This window comes from Aureimonas phyllosphaerae (assembly GCF_900113065.1).
Taxonomy (GTDB): Bacteria; Pseudomonadota; Alphaproteobacteria; order Rhizobiales; family Rhizobiaceae; genus Aureimonas; species Aureimonas phyllosphaerae.
Window position 1 is genome coordinate 1 of record NZ_FOOA01000027.1, and the last position, 17,320, is coordinate 17,320.

At 69.4% G+C, this 17,320-nt stretch carries 19 protein-coding genes; 14 read left to right on the forward strand and 5 right to left on the reverse strand.

Going from position 1 to position 17,320, the window contains the following annotated elements; translation table 11 throughout:
• Positions 1-147 precede the first annotated feature (147 nt).
• The 5 genes from BM175_RS20135 (at position 148) to BM175_RS20155 (ending at position 4,940) form a co-directional block, all read left to right on the forward strand.
• The gene (locus tag BM175_RS20135) at positions 148-822 is read left to right on the forward strand and encodes a DUF7002 family protein (protein WP_090966310.1); all 675 of its coding nucleotides are present in this window, start codon (positions 148-150) and stop codon (positions 820-822) included.
• 70 nt (positions 823-892) lie between these two features.
• Positions 893-1,618, forward strand: coding sequence for a GntR family transcriptional regulator (locus tag BM175_RS20140; protein WP_090966312.1), 726 nt, complete (start codon positions 893-895; stop codon positions 1,616-1,618).
• A 74-nt stretch (positions 1,619-1,692) separates the two neighbouring features.
• Positions 1,693-2,655, forward strand: coding sequence for a dihydrodipicolinate synthase family protein (locus BM175_RS20145; RefSeq protein ID WP_090966314.1), 963 nt, complete (start codon positions 1,693-1,695; stop codon positions 2,653-2,655).
• Positions 2,656-2,679: 24 nt separating this feature from the next.
• Positions 2,680-3,930 (forward strand): NAD(P)/FAD-dependent oxidoreductase, encoded by a 1,251-nt coding sequence (locus BM175_RS20150; RefSeq protein WP_090966316.1) that lies wholly within the window; start codon positions 2,680-2,682, stop codon positions 3,928-3,930.
• An 8-nt stretch (positions 3,931-3,938) separates the two neighbouring features.
• A complete protein-coding gene (locus tag BM175_RS20155; RefSeq protein ID WP_090966318.1) occupies positions 3,939-4,940 on the forward strand; it encodes a 4-hydroxyproline epimerase in 1,002 nt (333 codons plus the stop codon).
• Here BM175_RS20155 and gstA read toward each other — a convergent pair whose 3' ends face one another.
• A complete protein-coding gene (gstA, locus tag BM175_RS20160) occupies positions 4,941-5,546 on the reverse strand; it encodes a glutathione transferase GstA (protein WP_090966320.1) in 606 nt (201 codons plus the stop codon).
• A 178-nt stretch (positions 5,547-5,724) separates the two neighbouring features.
• Between gstA and BM175_RS20165 the strand changes: the two genes are divergently transcribed.
• A complete protein-coding gene (locus tag BM175_RS20165; protein WP_090966321.1) occupies positions 5,725-8,031 on the forward strand; it encodes a Tex family protein in 2,307 nt (768 codons plus the stop codon).
• 10 nt (positions 8,032-8,041) lie between these two features.
• Here BM175_RS20165 and BM175_RS20170 read toward each other — a convergent pair whose 3' ends face one another.
• Positions 8,042-8,518, reverse strand: coding sequence for a nucleoside deaminase (locus BM175_RS20170; protein ID WP_090966355.1), 477 nt, complete (start codon positions 8,516-8,518; stop codon positions 8,042-8,044).
• A gap of 130 nt (positions 8,519-8,648) precedes the next feature.
• Positions 8,649-9,650: a hypothetical protein gene (locus tag BM175_RS20175; protein ID WP_139224721.1), complete on the reverse strand. Its 1,002-nt coding sequence runs from the start codon at positions 9,648-9,650 to the stop codon at positions 8,649-8,651.
• A 246-nt stretch (positions 9,651-9,896) separates the two neighbouring features.
• Here BM175_RS20175 and BM175_RS20180 point away from each other — a divergent pair, with 246 nt between their 5' ends.
• The gene (locus tag BM175_RS20180; RefSeq protein WP_090966324.1) at positions 9,897-10,535 is read left to right on the forward strand and encodes a hypothetical protein; all 639 of its coding nucleotides are present in this window, start codon (positions 9,897-9,899) and stop codon (positions 10,533-10,535) included.
• Between the two features lie 18 nt (positions 10,536-10,553).
• Here the strand turns inward: BM175_RS20180 and BM175_RS20185 are convergent, their stop codons facing one another.
• Positions 10,554-12,149, reverse strand: a complete 1,596-nt coding sequence (locus tag BM175_RS20185; protein WP_090966326.1) for a GMC family oxidoreductase — start codon at positions 12,147-12,149, stop codon at positions 10,554-10,556.
• Positions 12,150-12,317: 168 nt separating this feature from the next.
• On the opposite strand from BM175_RS20185, the gene BM175_RS20190 reads away from it, so the two are divergent.
• The 7 genes from BM175_RS20190 (at position 12,318) to BM175_RS22475 (ending at position 16,935) form a co-directional block, all read left to right on the forward strand.
• The gene (locus BM175_RS20190) at positions 12,318-12,788 is read left to right on the forward strand and encodes a DoxX family protein (protein ID WP_090966357.1); all 471 of its coding nucleotides are present in this window, start codon (positions 12,318-12,320) and stop codon (positions 12,786-12,788) included.
• Entirely contained in the window at positions 12,785-13,231 is a 447-nt protein-coding gene (locus BM175_RS20195; RefSeq protein WP_090966327.1) for a cupin domain-containing protein, read from the forward strand. The genes BM175_RS20190 and BM175_RS20195 overlap by 4 nt, the downstream gene beginning before the upstream one ends.
• Positions 13,232-13,241: 10 nt before the next feature.
• Complete coding sequence (locus BM175_RS20200; protein WP_090966330.1) at positions 13,242-14,156, forward strand: SMP-30/gluconolactonase/LRE family protein; 915 nt, start codon at positions 13,242-13,244, stop codon at positions 14,154-14,156.
• Positions 14,153-14,923: a VOC family protein gene (locus tag BM175_RS20205; protein WP_090966332.1), complete on the forward strand. Its 771-nt coding sequence runs from the start codon at positions 14,153-14,155 to the stop codon at positions 14,921-14,923. Before BM175_RS20200 ends, BM175_RS20205 begins: the two co-directional genes overlap by 4 nt.
• 92 nt (positions 14,924-15,015) lie before the next feature.
• Complete coding sequence (locus BM175_RS20210) at positions 15,016-15,834, forward strand: alpha/beta fold hydrolase (protein WP_090966334.1); 819 nt, start codon at positions 15,016-15,018, stop codon at positions 15,832-15,834.
• 90 nt (positions 15,835-15,924) lie between these two features.
• Complete coding sequence (locus BM175_RS20215; protein ID WP_090966336.1) at positions 15,925-16,116, forward strand: ComEA family DNA-binding protein; 192 nt, start codon at positions 15,925-15,927, stop codon at positions 16,114-16,116.
• A gap of 636 nt (positions 16,117-16,752) precedes the next feature.
• Positions 16,753-16,935 carry a hypothetical protein gene (locus BM175_RS22475; RefSeq protein ID WP_139224722.1) on the forward strand — a complete coding sequence of 61 codons (183 nt, stop codon included), beginning with the start codon at positions 16,753-16,755 and terminating at the stop codon, positions 16,933-16,935.
• A 108-nt stretch (positions 16,936-17,043) separates the two neighbouring features.
• On the opposite strand, the gene BM175_RS20220 is transcribed toward BM175_RS22475, so the two are convergent.
• A complete protein-coding gene (locus BM175_RS20220; RefSeq protein WP_090966338.1) occupies positions 17,044-17,289 on the reverse strand; it encodes a hypothetical protein in 246 nt (81 codons plus the stop codon).
• Positions 17,290-17,320: the final 31 nt, after the last annotated feature.

A 17,320-nucleotide genomic window follows, 5' to 3' on the forward strand; every position in this document is an offset into this window, starting at 1 on the left:
CCCCGAGCGAGGCCGGAACACCCATCACCGTGATGCCAAAACGCTGGCAACTCTTCGCCTGAGCCGGAAGCGGCGCGACATCGCGCCGCCTGCCGGGCCGTCCCGCCGCCGCCCATCTTCCGCTCGGGCGACCGACGGGAGGGGCGATTGAGCGAGGACGAGCTGTCCGAACTGATCCGGGACTGTCCAGTCCTCTACCATATGGCGGCCGCCGGCTCCTGGCCGTCGATCCGGCAGCACGGGCTCTGGGGCACCACGGCGCTGCTCGACCTCTTCGAGGTGATGGGCGACGCGCGGCGCGCGCTGGAGGCGCGGCGACCGGCCTCGGTCGAGATCCGCCATCCCCGGCTCGGGCGAGCCGTGATCCGCGACCAGAAGCCGATGAGCGACCGGAGCCTCGCGGCCTGCCTCGAGGACGGGCTCGCACCGGCGGACTGGTACGCGATCCTCAACGCGCACGCCTTCTTCAGCCTCACCCGCGCGCGCCTCCTGCGCATGCTGAACGCCGGCTCCTATCGCGCAGAGGCGCATGACGTGATCGAGGTGGATACGGCCTCCCTGGTCTCCGCCCATCGCTCGCGCATCACGCTCGCAGCGATCAATTCGGGCTTTGCCCAGCGCCGCGCCATGCCGCGCGGGCGCTCGACGTTCCTTGGCATCGACGACTACCCCTATGCGGAGTGGAAGCGCCGCCGCGCGCGGGGCGAGCGCGTCGTGGAACTGGCCGTCGAGCCGGGGGTCCCGGACATCGCCTCCCACGCGCGGCGCGTGGTGCGCATGCAGGGCGAGGCCGAGCTCGAGACGCTGTGGTTGCGAGGCTGACGCGCGGCCGCACTGGCCTTCCCGCCGCCCTCTGCCTAAAGCTCCGGGAAACACCGCCCGAGGAGCCGTCATGAGCGAGACTGTCGACCCGTCGATCCCGGAGCGGCGCCGTGGCTCGGGGGCACGGCTCGTCTACGAGCAGCTGCGCGACGAGATCCTCGACCTCCATCTGTCGCCGGGCAGCCCGATCGACGAGGTGGCGCTCGCCGAGCGCTTCGGCCTGTCGCGCACCCCGATCCGCGAGGCGCTGGTGCGTCTCCAGGGCGAGGGACTGGTGACGGCGCTGCCGAACCGCTCGACCCTCGTCGCCTCGCTCGACGCCGCCGCCCTGCCGCCCTTCTTCGACGCGCTGGTTCTCATGTACCGCGTGACGACGCGGCTGGCGGCCGAACACCACCGGTCGGACGATCTCGATGCGATCCGTTCGCGCCAGGTGGCCTTTGCGGGCGCCGTCGCCGCGCAGGACGCGCTGGCCATGATCGCGACCAACGCCGCCTTTCATGCGGCAATCGCGGACAGCGGGCGCAATCCCTATTTCGCCTCCCTGTTCGACCGGCTGCTGAACGACGGGCGCCGGCTCCTGCGCCTCTATTACGACTCCTACCAGGACCGCCTGCCGCCCCGCTTCGTCGAGGAGCACGAGGATCTGATCGCCGCGATCGCCGCGCGCGATGTCGATGAAGCCGACAGGCTCGCCGGCATCCATGCCGAGCAGATCGTCGAACAGATCGACCGGCTCATGAAGCGGCGGTCCGATCTGGCGATTCCGCTCGCGCGGACCTCTGTCGACAAATAAAATACAAGGTGCTAGAACGGCGCATGGGCGCGAGAGAGCCGTCGCGCCGGCCCGAACCTTCAGGAGCCTTCGCGATGTCTTCGTCCGTCTTCTCCGGCGTGATCCCCGCTCTCATGACCCCGTGCAAGCCCGACCGCACGCCGGACTTCGACGCGTTGGTGGCGTTCGGCCAGCGCATGATCGCCGCCGGCATGTCGGCGGTCGTCTATTGCGGGTCGATGGGCGACTGGCCGCTCCTCACCGACGTGCAGCGCATGGAAGGCGTCGAGCGCCTAGTGAAGGCCAGCGTGCCGGTCATCGTCGGCACCGGCGCCGTCAACACGGCCTCGGCCGTCGCCCATGCCGCCCATGCCGCGAAGGTCGGCGCCAAGGGCCTGATGGTGATCCCGCGCGTCCTGTCGCGCGGCACGGTGCCCGCCGCCCAGAAGGCGCATTTCAAGGCGGTACTGTCGGCCGCGCCCGAGCTTCCGGCGGTCATCTACAACAGCCCATACTACGGCTACGCCACCAAGGCCGACCTCTTCTTCGCGCTGCGCGCCGAGCATCCGAACCTCGTCGGCTTCAAGGAGTTCGGCGGCTCGGCGGACCTGCGCTACGCCGCCGAGCACATCACCAGCCGCGACGACGGCGTGACGCTGATGGTCGGCGTCGACACCGCGGTGGTCCACGGCTTCGTCAACTGCGGCGCGACGGGCGCCATCACCGGTATCGGCAACGTTCTGCCGCGCGAGGTGCTGCATCTGTGCGCGCTCGCCCAGGCCGCCGCCAAGGGCGACGCCGACGCGCGCCGTCAGGCGCTGGAACTGGAAGGAGCGCTCGCCGTCCTCTCCTCGTTCGACGAGGGGCCGGACCTCGTCCTCTACTTCAAGCACCTGATGGTGCTGAAGGGGCATGGCGCATTCACGCTGCAGTTCAACGAGACCGACGTCCTGTCGGATTCGCAGCGCGGCTTCGCCGAGGCGCAGCTGAAGCTCTTCGACGCCTGGTATGCGAGCTGGTCGAAGACCGCGTCCCACGCGCCGCGCCTTGCGGCCTGACGGCCGTGAGGGCATAGCTCGGCCATGAACGAGGCAGTGCAGCCGGACATCATCGTGATCGGAGCCGGCGTCGTCGGCCTCTCGGCCGCGCTCGCGCTCCAGGGGCGGGGTCGGCGCGTCGCGGTCGTCGATCGCGAGGGGCCGGCGGCAGGGGCCTCCGCCGGCAATGCCGGCGCCTTCGCCTTCACCGACATCCTGCCGCTCGCCTCGCCCGGCCTGATGCGAAAGGCGCCGCGCTGGCTGCTCGACCCGCTCGGGCCGCTCTCCGTGCCGCCCGCCTATGCGCTTCGCATCGCGCCCTGGATGCTGCGCGTCGCGAGGGCGTGCTCGCCCGGCCGGGTCGAGGCGGCGACCGCCGCGCAGACGGCCCTCATGGATCTTTCCAAGGCCGAGCTCGAGCCCTTCCTCGAGGCGACCGGCACGCTGTCCATGCTGCGCCGGGAGGGCAATCTCGAGGTCTTCGAGAGCGAGGAGGAATGGCGGGCCTCGCTGCCCGGCTGGGACGCGCGCGAGCGCCACGGCATCGAGTTCCGCCACATGAGCGCGGCCGAGATGGCCGAGGTGCAGCCGGGTCTGGCAAAGCGCTTCGTGCGCGGCACCTTCACGCCCGGCTGGTTCTCGATCTCGGACCCGAAGCTCTACGTCCTGGCGCTCGCCGAACGCTTCCGCGAGAACGGCGGGACGATCGAGACGGCTGATGTGCGCGCCCTCCTGCCGGACGCCGCTGGCGTGACGCTCGACACCGGCGATGGGCCCCGCCGCGCCGCCGATGTCGTCGTGGCGGCCGGCGCCTTCTCGCACCGGATCGCGGCGACCGTCGGCGAGCGCGTGCCGCTCGAGACCGAGCGCGGCTACAACACGACGCTGCCGGGCGACGCGTTCGATCTGCGCACGCAGGTCACCTTCGGCGGCCATGGCTTCGTGGTGACGCGGCTTTCCACCGGCATCCGCGTCGGCGGGGCGGTGGAGCTCGGCGGGCTGCGGCTGAAGCCCAACTTCAAGCGGTCGGACGCGATGCTGGCCAAGGCGAAGAGCTTCCTGCCGGGGCTGAAGACCGACGGCGGCCGGCAGTGGATGGGCTTTCGCCCGTCGCTGCCCGACTCGCTTCCCGCCATCGGCTTCTCGCGCGGCAGCCGGCGCATCGTCCACGCCTTCGGCCACGGCCATCTCGGTCTCACCCAGTCGGCCGGCACCGCCCGGATCGTCGCCGACCTCCTGACCGGCCGGGCCCCGCCGGTCGATCTCGCACCCTTCTCCCCCCAGCGTTTCGCTTGAGGCGTTCCATGGCATCGCGCACCTTCTCCTGTCTCGACGGGCACACCTGCGGCAATCCGGTCCGCCTCGTCTCCGGCGGCGGGCCGTTGCTGCAGGGCGCGACCATGCTGGAGAAGCGGGCGCATTTTCTGGCCGAGTACGACTGGATCCGCACCGGCCTGATGTTCGAGCCGCGCGGCCACGACATGATGTCGGGATCGATCCTCTATCCGCCGACGAGGCCGGACTGCGACGTCGGCGTCCTCTTCATCGAGACGTCGGGGTGCCTGCCGATGTGCGGCCACGGCCTCATCGGCACCGTGACCATGGCGATCGAGAACGGGCTGGTGACCGCGCGCGAGGCGGGACGTCTGGCCGTCGACGCCCCGGCCGGCCGCGTCGACGTCACCTACCGGCAGGAGGGGCGCTTCGTCGAGGAGGTGCGGCTGCGCAACGTGCCGGGCTTTCTCCATTCGGAAGGTCTGACGGCCGAGGTCGAGGGTCTCGGTGAGGTCGTGGTGGACGTCGCCTACGGCGGCAATTTCTACGCCATCGTCGAGCCGCAGCGGGTGTTCCGCGACATGGCGGACTTCACCGCCGGCGAGCTCGTCGGCTTCTCGCCGAAGCTGCGCAAGGCTCTCAACGAGAAGTACGAGTTCGTCCATCCCGAGCACCCGGCGATCCGTGGCCTCAGCCACATCCTGTGGACCGGCGCGCCGCGCCACGAGGAGGCGCACGCGCGCAACGCCGTGTTCTACGGCGACAAGGCGATCGACCGCAGCCCTTGCGGCACCGGCACCTCGGCGCGCATGGCGCAGCTCGCAGCCAAAGGCAAGCTTCAGGTGGGCGACGACTTCATCCACGAGAGCATCATCGGCTCCCTGTTCCGGGGCCGGGTGGAGGCGGCAGCCAGCGTCGGCGGCCGCCCCGCGATCGTGCCGTCGATCGCCGGCTGGGCGCGCCAGACCGGCATCAACACGATCTTCATCGACGACCGCGACCCCTTCGCCCACGGCTTCGTCGTGGTGTGATCAGGCGAGGCCCTCTTCGCGAAGCGCGGTCTGGACCGCGGGCCGAGCCCGCACCGCCGCCATGAACCGGGCGATCTCGGGGAAGGCCGTCAGGTCGAGCTTCACGAAGCTGGCCCAGTTGAGGACCGTGAAGAGATAGGCGTCGGCGGCCGTGAAGGTTTCGCCGGTGAGATAGGTCTTGCCCTCCAGCGCCTGGTCCACGAAGCCGAAGCGCTTGGCCAGAAGCTCCTTCTGGATCTCCTTGGTGGCGTCCGGCGTGTTCGGCTTGAACAGCGGGCTGAACTGCTTGTGCAGCTCGGTCGAGACGAACGCCAGCCACTGCTGCACGCGGTAGCGCGCCGTCGAGCCGGCCGCCGGCATCAGGCCGCTCTCGGGCTTCCGGTCGGCGAGATACTGGACCACCACCGAGGCCTCGGTCAGCACCGGACCCTCGCCGATGTCGAGCGCCGGCACGTAGCCGTTGGGGTTCACGGCGAAATAGTCGCCGCCGTCTTCGAGCTTTTTCTGCACGAGATCGACCGACACGAGTTCGACGGGGAGATCGGCCTCGCGGGCGACGATATGGGGCGCGAGCGAGCAGGCGCCGGGCTTGTAGTAGAGCTTCATCGGTTCGATTCTCCCGTTGGGTCCGGCGGTCTCATGCCACGCTTCGGGGAAGCGCGCAGCCGAGGCGCGCGACGACGCAGCGTTCACGCCGCGAAGGCGCCGTCATGACAGGGCAGGTGAGATGGGACGGCGGGGATGCTATCAGCGCCCGGAACAGGCCCGCGCGAGGACGACCGACATGAGCAACACGCAGAGCACCATCGAGACCGTGATCGCGGGGGAGATCGGGGCGCGCGGGCCCCAGGTCGCCGCGGCGGTCGCGCTTCTCGACGGCGGCGCGACGGTCCCCTTCATCGCGCGCTACCGCAAGGAGGCGACGGGCGGGCTCGACGACGCGCAGCTCCGCACGCTGGAAACGCGGCTCGCCTATCTGCGCGACCTGGAGGCGCGCCGGGCGGCGGTCCTGAAATCGGTGCGCGAGCAGGGCAAGCTGACGGGCGAGATCGAGCGGGCGATCCGGGGCGCGGCGACGCGCGTCGCGCTCGAGGATCTCTACCTTCCCTTCCGCCCGAAGCGCCGCAACCGCGCCGATGCCGCCCGCGAGCGGGGTCTTGGTCCCCTGGCCGAGCGTATCCTGAAGGATCGCAGCGTCGATCCGGCGACGCTCGCCGCCGGTTTCCTCAACACCGACGTGCCGGACGCGAAGGCGGCGCTGGAGGGCGCGCGCGACATCGTGGCCGAAGGCATGGCGGAAAATCCCGCCCTTGTCGGCGAGATCCGCCGCCACCTCGTGGCGAAGGCTCAAGTTCGCGCCCGCGTCGTGCCGGGCAAGGAGGAGGCCGGCGCCAAGTTCTCCGACTATTTCGACCATGCCGAGAAATGGGCCGGCGCGCCGAGCCACCGCGTGCTCGCGCTCCTGCGGGCCGAGAAGGAGGGCGTCGTCACGCTCGACGTCGAGGTGGATGCCGACGATCCCGCCAGCGTGAAGCCGGTCGAGGCCATGGTCGCGCGGCATTCGGACGTGAAGACCGCGGCAAGCTCGCCCGCCGACGCCTGGCTGATGGGCGTCGCCCGCTGGGCCTGGCGCCAGAAGCTGAAGCCCAGCCTCACCACCGAGATGATGGGCACCTTGAAGGAAGGGGCGGACGGCGAGGCGATCCGCGTCTTCTCGCGCAACCTCAAGGACCTGCTCCTCGCCGCGCCCGCCGGGGCGAAGGCGACGATGGGGCTCGACCCGGGCGTGCGCACCGGCGTCAAGGTCGCAGTGGTGGACGCGACGGGGCGCCTCATCGATCAGGCGACGGTCTATCCGTTCCAGCCGAAGAACGACGTGGCCGGCGCGATGGCCAAGCTCGCGCAACTGATCGGGCGCCACGATGTCGAACTCGTCGCGATCGGCAACGGCACGGCGAGCCGCGAGACCGAGGCGCTCGCCGCCGAGGTGATCAAGGCGCTGCCGGGCCGGAAGCCGGTGAAGGCGGTGGTGAGCGAGGCCGGGGCGTCGGTCTACTCGGCGTCCGAGCTCGCATCGAAGGAAATGCCGGGCGTCGACGTCTCGATCCGCGGCGCGGTGTCGATCGCGCGACGCCTGCAGGACCCCTTGTCCGAATTGATCAAGGTCGATCCGAAGGCCATCGGCGTCGGCCAGTACCAGCACGACGTCGACCAGGGTCGTCTGTCCAAGGCGCTGGATGCCGTCGTCGAGGACGCCGTGAACGCGGTCGGCGTCGATCTCAACATGGCCTCGGCCGCGCTCCTGTCGCGCGTCGCCGGCCTCGGGCCCTCGCTCGCCGAGGCGATCGTCGCCCATCGCGACGCTGTGGGGCCGTTCAAGACGCGCCGCAAGCTTCTCGACGTGCCGCGCCTCGGGCCGAAGGCCTTCGAGCAGTGCGCCGGCTTCCTGCGCATCTCGGGCGGCACCGAACCGCTCGATGCCTCCGCCGTCCACCCGGAGGCTTATCCGGTGGCGCGGCGGATCGTGGCGGCGGTGGGCAAGGACGTGCCGGCCGTGATGCGCGATCCGGCGGCGCTGAAGTCGCTCGATCCCCAAAAATTCGTCGGCGACGGCTTCGGCCTGCCGACGGTGAAGGACATCATCGCGGAACTGGAAAAGCCCGGCCGCGATCCGCGGCCGGCCTTCCGCACGGCAGCCTTTGCGGAGGGCGTCAACGCCATCACCGATCTCAAGCCCGGCATGAGCCTCGAAGGCACCGTCACCAACGTCGCGGCCTTCGGCGCCTTTGTTGACATCGGCGTCCACCAGGACGGGCTCGTCCACGTCTCGCAGCTCGCCGACCGCTTCGTGAAGGACCCGGCCGAGGTCGTGAAGGCGGGGCAGGTGGTGCAGGTGCGCGTCGTCGAGGTCGACGTGAAGCGCAAGCGGATCTCGCTGACGATGCGCCGCGAGATGCCCGATGCGGCGGAGCGCAAGGGCGGCGAGCGCCCGGCCGTGCGCGCGCCGGACAAGCCGGCACCGGCCAAGGCGCCTCCGGCCTCGCAGGGTGCCTTCGGTGCGGTCCTTTCGGCTGCGTTCAAGCGGAAGTAGCGCCAGCGCCTTAGCGCCGGGCCGTGCGCGCGTGAAGCTCGCGCACGGCTTCCGCAAGGTCCGCGTCCGGTCCGTCGACGGGCACGCCGGGGGCGACCTCGTTGATGGCGAGCGGGCGCACCGGGGAGGGGGACAGCCCGAGGTCCTTCTGCCACGCCGTCAGCTGCGCGGCCGAGGAGGCGTAGACGATCCGCCCGAGCCCGACCCAGGCATGGGCGGCCGAGCACATCGGACAGTGCTCGCCGGACGTGTAGACCGTGGCCTCCCGGCGCTCGGCCGGCGAGAGGTGTGCTGCGGCCCAGCGCGCGATGGCGAACTCGGGGTGCTGCGTGGCGTCGCCGCCGCCGACCTCGTTCCTGGCTTCCAGACGCGTCGCGCCGTCCGCATCGACGAGGATCGAGCCGAAGGGCTCGTCGCCCGCCTCCAGCGCCTCGGCCGCGAGCGCGACGCAGCGTTCGAGATGCGAGCGGTCGGTCGCGTCGATCATGGGTTCCATCCTCTTCCCGGTTCGCGCCGCGCGACGGCCTCGATCGGCTTCCGCACGGCAGGTGTGGAGGTTGGGCCCCGCGCCGCCGCTTCAAGGGCGGCACGGGGCTCTCGGATGGGGCGGGCCCGGCTCAGAGATCGACGTAGTAGCCGACGCCCTCGTAGCGGTACTGCGCGAAGTTGGCCGCCACGAACGCCTGCTCGTCTGCGCTGGCGGTGTAGAAATGGGAACCCGTGTCGGTGTTCAAGAAGCGATGAAGCGCCGCCCGTCCTGCGCCGTCCTCGGCATAGGCCTCATAGGCCTCGCCCTCGTAGCGCGAGGTTCCGTTGGTCTGGATCAGGAGATCGCGCTCGGCGACGTTGGCGGTGTAGAAATGCGTGCCGGTCTGCGTGTTCAGGAAGCGGAAGACGTCGATCGTACCGGCGGCGCCGTCAGGAGCCGCTTCGAAGGCCTCGCCCTCGTAGCGAAAGTCCGGCAGGCTCGCCGCTACCTGGTCCCGCTCGGCAACGCTCGCGGTGTAGAAATGCGAGCCGCTGCGGGTATCGAAGAAGCGGTAGACCGCGTCCTCGCTGCCGACGGGAAGCGCGTTCTCGAGGGCAGTGGCGCGATAGGCGTAGAAGGCGATGGCCTCGTTGGTGTCGAGCGTCGAGACCGGCTGGGCGAGGCCGTAGCGGAGGAGGTCCTCCCAAGCGAGGTTGCCCTGGAAGCTCGGCTGAGCCTGCGCGAAGGCCACGAGTTCCACCGAAGAGAAGGTTCCGTCCGGGGTCTGGATCGCCTCGATCGCATTGCTCGACTGCTGGTAGTCGAGCACGAACACGGCCTCGCCCGTGTCCTGGTTGAGGGCGAGGAAATGCCGGCCGTCGACGATCGCGGTCACCGTGTTGGAGCCCAGCGACAGGGTCGAGGTGACGAGCCGATCGAAGCCTCCGCCGTTGTCGGCGACCGTGATCACGGTGCCCGGACGCGACGTGTAGGTGTCGTTGCCGCTGCCGCCGACCAGCACCGAGAAGACCGAACCGCCGCTCGACGTGAGCGTGTCGTTGCCCGCGAGGCCGAAGGTGATGGTGTTCGTCGCTCCGGCAAGATTGTCGCTGCCCGGTGTGCCCACACGCTCTGCAAATCGAAGTGCCATGCCATCCTCCACGATCAATCGAATGACGTATGATTGGCACAGGACTGCGCGATCTGGCAGGGGAACATCATGGCAGAACCTTCCAAACGCCAGGGAAAGTAAATGGCACGGTCGCGGCGGCGTGATCCTTTACTCTGCGAGCCCTCGCTTCTCTCAGCGGGCCCACACCGCACCGGTCTTGCCCGCCCGGCATCCGCGGTTTGCGCGTCCCGGGAAAGAAACGGCGGCCTGCCGCGTTGCGGGCGCATGACAGCGACGCGCGACGGCGAAACCTCGAAGGATCTGAAGGCCGAGTGGCCGTTTCCCGTGGCGGCCGCGCTCGGCTCGCGAGTGCGCGCGCAGGGGATCGAGCGCGAGCTGCGCGCCCGCCTCGCGTTCCCCGACCGCAAGCACCTCGCCGTCGAGGACGGGCGGATCGTCCTGCGCTTCGAGGCGGACCAGGAGGAGCGGCTCTCGGCGGCGTCGCGGGTCGTCGAGACGGTTCTTGCCGGCGTCGATGCGCTCGCCGTCCTGCCGCGCGAGGTCGACGACATCCTCACCATCCTGCCGCGCGAGCGCCTGAAATGGTTGAAGGACGGCCGGCTGCAGAGCGCGGGCACGCGGACCGTGAAGCTGCGCGGCCGCGCCAAGGCCGTGACCTTCCACGTCTTCGATCCCCGCCAGATCGAGGATGTACTCGACCGGGATCTACCCGCGCTCTGGCGGATCGAGGACGCGGAGGCTTTGAAGGAGAAACGCGCGCGCGCCGCCGGCAAGGCGGCGCTGGCGCGCGGCGGCAAGGCCGAGCCGAAGGCGGCGAAGCCGGCGAAGGCTTCGCGCAGCCGCGATCCGAAGCCGCGCCTTCGCGAATGGGACGCGTTCGACGCCGAAGGCTTCCTGCGTTGAGGACGGGCTTCCGATCGCTCAGCCCACGGACGCGCCGAGGCGCCCGGCGATCGTGTCGGCGACGCGCAGTGCGTTGGCGATGATCGTCAGCGTCGGGTTCACCGCGCCGATCGAGGGAAAGAAGCTCGCGTCCGTGACGTAGAGATTATCGATCCCGTGCGCGCGGCAGTCGAGATCGAGGACGCTCGATGCCGGGTCCTCGCCGAAGCGCAGCGTGCCCGCCTGATGCGCCGTGCCGCCGATCGGCGTGTCCTTGCCGAGATATAGCGAGCGATCGACGAGGTGCGGATGGATCTCGGCCTTGTCGCAGATCCGGCGCAGCATCTCGCGCAGCGCCCGGTGCCCGTCCATGTTGGTCTCGGTGAGATCGAGATGCACCTGCCCGTTGCGGTAGAAGATGCGGTTTTCCGGTCGCGGGAGATCCTCGGAGGTCAGCCAGAAGTCGATCGAGTGCCGGGCGATCCAGTCGAACGGCTTCTCGGGCAGCCAGTGCAGGAAGCCGGGCAGCCCCTCCGCCTCGATCTGCATCCCATCCGACTTGCCCACCATCTGGATGTGGCCGAGCGGGAACTCGTGCGGGTTCATCGGCGACTTGGCATGGGCGTGGTAGAAGTCGTTGAGGCCGAGCGTCTTCTGGAACTCGGTCGGGTTGGGCACCTTCGAGATCGCCAGCACGGTCGCGTTGTTGTGGCGCATGTAGTTGCGCCCGACCAACCCTGAGCCGTTGGCGAGCCCGTCCGGGTGGCGATCGTTGGCGGAGCGCAGGAACAGGAGCGCCGACGACAGGGCGCCGCAGGCGACCACCACGATGTCGCCGCGGATCGTGTGGGCGCGGCCCTCGATGATCATCTCGACGCCCGTGACCGTGCCGCCGCCGGCGTCGGTCAGGAGGCGTTCCACATAGGCGTTCTTCAGGAGCGTCAGGTTCGGATGGGCCTCCAGCGCCGGGTCGACGCAGATCACCTGCGCGTCGGCCTTGCCGTTGGTGAGGCTCGGATAGCCGTCGAACGGGTCGCAGCGCAGGAGCGGCGAGCGGGGCGTCGCCGCCCCGGTCTCGTCCTGGTCGAGAAGCGCGCCCATCGGCAGGTGGAAGGGGTTGAGGCCCTCGCGTGTCCACGCCTCCGACAGCGCCTCGATGCGCGGCTCGTGGCGGATCGCGGGGTGCTTGTAGGGCTTGTGCGAGGGCGGCTCGGTCGGGTCCTCGCCGCGCTGCCCGCGCACCTCGAAGAGTTCTTCGGCGGCCTGATAATAGGGCTCGAACGTGTCGTACTTCACCGGCCATTCCGGCGCCGTGCCGTCGGGATGGCGCACGGCGTCGAAATCCTCGAGGCGCAGGCGCAGGAGGACGCCGCCGTAGACCTTGGAATTGCCGCCGACGAAATAGTGCAGGCCCGGCCGGAACGTGTCACCGGCCGACGAGGTCCAAGTCTCGTCGGCCTGGTAGCGACCCCTGGCGAAAACCTCGCGCGTGTCCCAGTTCTCGCGCTCGCGCTTCAGGTAGTCGCCGCGCTCGATCAGGAGGATGCGCTTGCCGGTCTGCGCCAGCTTCCAGGCCATGGTGCCCCCGCCCGGCCCCGAGCCCACGATCACGACGTCGTAGCGGTCCTCGATCATGCTGCGCCTCCGAAAGCCTTAGGATGTCGCGGCTAAAGACGGGTCTCGCGGCCGATCGTTCCCCTCGTTTCGCGCCCGGCCGCATGAATTCGCGGCAAGGCGGGGGAACGCTTGGCCCGGCTTCGCGCTTGCCCTCCCCGACAGATGCTGCCCGGGCCAACCGCCGACATGACGTTCGAGATCCTCGTCGCCTTCCTGACGCGCCTGTCGCTGGTGCTCCTGTTCCTGCCGTTCAGCGCGCTCGACAAGGTGCTGAACTTTGAGGCGGCGACCCGCCAGGCGGGCGAGGCGACGAGCCGCCGCTCGCTCGCAAGAGCCCTCATCCTCGTCGGCCTCGGCGTCGAGGTCGTGATGTCGCTCGGCGTCCTGACCGGCATCGCCGATCGCCTGGCAGCCTTCGTCCTGGCGGGCTACTGCGCGGTCACCGCGATCCTCTTCAAGCAGTTCTGGCGTGCGCCCGACTTTCGCCTGCGCGGTCCCTCGAAGGGCCGCGAGACGATGTGGGACTTCCTCAAGAACTTCGCGGTCGCCGGCGGCTTCCTTCTCATCGCGTTCGGCACGACGGCCGGCGATGTCGGAACCTTCTTCGCCTATCCCCTGTCCTCCACCCATCCCTATTCGACCGGAGCCGAGCCTTGAGCCAGGACAAGCCGACCGTTCCCTACTGGCATCTCTACACCGACGAGGACGGCGTCAGCCGGCAGCGGCAGTGCCGGATGACCGAGTTCGAGCTGAAGAGCATGCAGCCGCCGGCCGCTCCGCAATGGCAGGGCCAGAAGCATCACGACGGGATGACGGTGATGGTCACCGTGCAGCCCGCCGGCTGGGAGGGGGCGTGGCACGAGAACCCCGCGCCGCAGTGGATCATCCCCCTGTCCGGCCGCTGGTATGTCGAATCGATGGACGGGATGCGCGTCGAGATGGGGCCGGGCGAGATCTCGTTCGGCGAAGACCAGGGCACGCGCGAGCGCGACGGCCGCACGGGCCACATGTCCGGCACGGTTGGCGACGAGCCCGCCGTCCTGATGGTGGTGCAGTTCGACACCAAGCGCGACGAGACGAGCCCATGCCGTTTCCGGTGAGGGTGGCGGCGTGAGCGAGATCGGGTTCGAAAGCTGCGATCCGCGGTTCGATCGCTACATCCTCGGCAACGCGCCGATCGAGCTTCTGGCGACGGGGCTGCGCTGGATCGAGGGGCTCGTCTGGATGGGCGACTGGAACTGCCTCCTGTTCCAGGACCTGCCGCGCGACCGCACGATGATGTGGAGCGAGACGGCGGGCCTGTCGGTCTGGCGCTTTCCGAGCGGGCAGGCCAACGGGCAGGCGCGCGACCGCAACGGCCGCATCGTGTTCTGCTCCAACCGCGAGCGGGCGGTCTGCCGCGTCGAGCACGACGGCCGCATCTCGGTGCTCGCCGACCGGTTCGAGGGGCGGCGCCTCAATTCGCCGAACGACCTCGTCGTCAAGAGCGACGGCTCGATCTGGTTCACCGATCCCGTCTACGGCATCTCCAACGACTACGAGGGAGAGCGTCAGGCGTCGGAAATCCGGCCGGGCGTCTACCGTCTCGACCCGGACACGGGCGCGCTCGACCTCGTGTCGGATGCCTTCGAAGGGCCGAACGGCATCGCCTTCTCGCCGGACGAGCGGCGGCTCTATGTCGCCGAGACGGGCGACCAGACGAAGCCCGACCCGACGCAGGTGCTGCGCGTCTTCGACGTGGCGGCCGACGGGCGGACGCTCCAAGGCATCAGAGACTTCGCAAAGGTCTCGCCGGGCTACACCGACGGCATGGCGATCGACGAGGACGGCAACATCTGGTCGAGCGCCGGCGACGGCGTGCATTGCCTGTCGCCGGACGGCCAGCTTCTCGGGCGCATCCGCCTGCCTGCGACCGTGTCGAACCTCTGCTTCGGCGGCTCGCCCCATCTCAACCGCCTGTTCATCGGCGTCAGTCACTCGCTCTACGCGGTGTTCCTCAACCGGCGCGGGGCGCGCTGGCCGTGACGGGCGCCGAAATCCTCGGCGTGCGCCTCGCCTGCCGCGACGTCGCGGCCGTCCGAAGCTTCTTCCGGGCGGCGTTCGGCGCCATCATGGAGGAGGAGGGCGTGCGTCTCGGACCGCAGCGGCTGGACCTCGTGCCGGCGACGCAGGCCGGCGGCACGCCGCCGCTGTCGAACGAGACCGGCTTCCAGCACTGCGCGATCGTGGTCTCCCGCATGGATGAGGCGATGCGGCAGCTCGACGCCACGACGGGCTGGTCGCCGATCTCGAAGGCCGGCCCCGAGCGCCTGCCGGCGGCATCGGGCGGCGTGACGGCCTTCAAGTTCCGCGATCCCGAAGGGCACCCGCTGGAGTTCCTGGAGTTCCCGGCCGACCGCGTGCCGGACGTCTGGGCCGGTGCTCGCGGCGGCCCGTGTCTCGGGATCGATCACAGCGCGATCGCGGTCGCGGATGCCGAGCGGTCGATCGCCTTCTACCGGCAACTCGGATTTCGCCTCGCCTCGCGCCAGGAGAATCGCGGCGCCGAACAGGGGCGCCTCGACGGGCTGGGGCCCGATACGGTGGTGGAGGTCGTCACGCTCGCATGCCGGGGCGGATCGGCGCCCCATCTCGAACTCCTCTCGTACCGCACGCCCGAACCGTCGCCGCGCCCGGCGCCCGACGGCTCGCCCTTTGCCACCGTTCTCGTCTGCCGAGGCGGGGCCGGGGACGCCGGAAGTCACACCGATCCCGACGGGCATCGGCTGGCGTTCGGGCCGGATCGTCCCTAGCCGGCCGGTCTGCGGACGGGCGCCGCGATGCTGCGGGAACATGCGGCAAGGCTCGAGGGTTAGTTGGCCATCTCAGCACAAGGAAATTCCGCATGGCCTATATCGCAGCGAAGGACGGCACGCAGATCCATGTCAAGGACATGGGACAGGGCCGCCCGGTGGTCCTGATCCACGGCTGGCCGCTCACCGGCGACATGTTCGAGTATCAGACGCTGGCCCTCCTCGAGGCGGGCTTCCGGGTCATCACCTACGACCGCCGTGGCTTCGGCCAGTCCGGCCACCCGGCGACCGGCTACGACTACGACACGTTCGCCGACGACCTCGCCGCCGTGCTCGAAGGGCTCGACCTCAACGGCGTGTCGCTCGTCGGCTTCTCGATGGGCGGCGGCGAGATCGCGCGCTACCTGACGCGCCACGGTGCCTCGCGCATCGCCAAGGCCGTCCTCGTCGCCTCGGTCGCCGGCTATCTCCTGAAGGACGACACCAACCCGGACGGCGTCGACGGCGACGTGTTCGAGGACATGAAGGCGCAGATCCGCAAGGACCGCTTCGCCTTCCTCCAGAGCTTCGCCAAGACCTTCTACGGCGTCGGCCTTCTGTCGAAGCCGGTCAGCCAGGGCATTCTCGACTGGAGCTTCGTGCTCGGCGTTATGGCGAGCCCCCTGGCGACGATCCGCTGCGTCGACGCCTTCGGCAAGACGGACTTCCGCCCCGACTTCAAGAGCTTCACGGTGCCCACCCTCGTGATCCACGGCACGGGCGATGCCACGGTGCCGATCGACCCGACCGGCCGCGCGGCCGCCAAGGCGATCTCGGGCGCGCGCCTCATCGAATACGAGGGCGAGCCGCACGGCCTGTTCGCCACCGTGCCCGAGCGGCTCAACGAAGACCTGATCGCGTTCCTGCGCTGAACGCGGCGGCCGGGGCGGCCCCGCGACGGGCCGCCCCCGGCCGGTTTCATGTCATGCCGGCCAAGCCGACGACAGGGGAAGGGGTGTCCGATGCTCGATCTCAACACGGCGACGGACGAGGAACTTGACGGGATCGATGCGCTGAAGGGGCACGGTTTCGAGATCGTGCGATATCGCGAGGAGCGCGGCCGCTTCACATCGCTTCGGCAACTTGACGAGGTGCCGGGCCTCAGCGGCAAGGCGGACGGGGTCGACGCGGCGCTGACCGTCTCGGATTGTTGAGAAACACGACGGCGACGGGCCCGAAAACGAGGAAGCCCGCCAGCACCTCCCAGAGCTGACGGGCTTCGAGCTGGTGCAGCTAGCCAGCGCGACGCAGCCACGGGTTGCGGTGTAGCAGATTGCAGCCGCGTGACAATGCGCAAGCTTGGCGACAGTTTGCCCACGACGACACCAAATGCTCAAGCGCTGGGCGCAATGCCTGCAAACATTGGCCTTCCTGCTCACGCGCGCGCCGAGCCTTGACGCGGCTGCAGGCCTGCCATGCAGCGGATGCACTACCGCACCGCACACTGATCGACTAGTTTCACCTCACGAGTTTCGCACGAGCCTTCTCCTCCCAATATGGCTCCTGCGGATCCGCCCGACGGCATCCTCCTCCCAGCCGAAGGGTACTCTCTGACGCCTGCCGGTCCTCCCCCGGCAGGCGTTTTTGTTTTCGGGCCCTTGGCCGAGCAGGCCGAGACCTCGTGCTTAATTTCATCCCGTTCTCATACGAGCCGACCGCTGCCGATCACGCTCGGTGCACGCGGTGGTTGGGCCTATCCTGCTGATGGTTGAAAACTAAAATCGTCCGCACGCAACGTTGGCTACAGAGTTGCGTTCTATGCTCGATATCCTTGGCGGACGGATAGAGGCATGTCTATGCGAGATCTGGCGAAACTGCTGGCCGATCATTCGCTGCAGAAGCGTGTGCGCCAAAGCATGCAGCATGCCCAGCCGTTCAAACCCTCCGAGCGGCTTCCCGACGACCTGCAGCGCAAGCTCGACGAACTCGACCGCGTGTTCGAGGCGCGCGAGAAGGACACCCGCAAGCATTGATGCGGGCGGGAAGGCCGATGCGTCCGCCGCTGCCCGTTTGACCACCCGTCGTCCGCCGCCGGGCACGGGCCCATCCATCAGCGGACACGCACCCCCGACCGGAGGTGTTCACGCGTCGCCGAAATCGGCGGGCAACTCGCCGTAGCGCGCGAGCACCACAGGATCCTCGACGACCTCGCCGGTATCGGTGTCGATCGTCTGCTGCAGGGCGACGACGCCGACCGTACGGGCAGAGTCCCGTTCGGCCCGCCCCTCGGCTTCCCCGGCGGTCTTGAACTCCATCTGCCGACCGGCCACCAGCCGCTTGCCGATGCGTTCGAACTGCTGGACGAGAAACAGCGTCTTCTCGGGCATCCCTGTCTCCTCCGGCGAGCCTGCCGTCGCG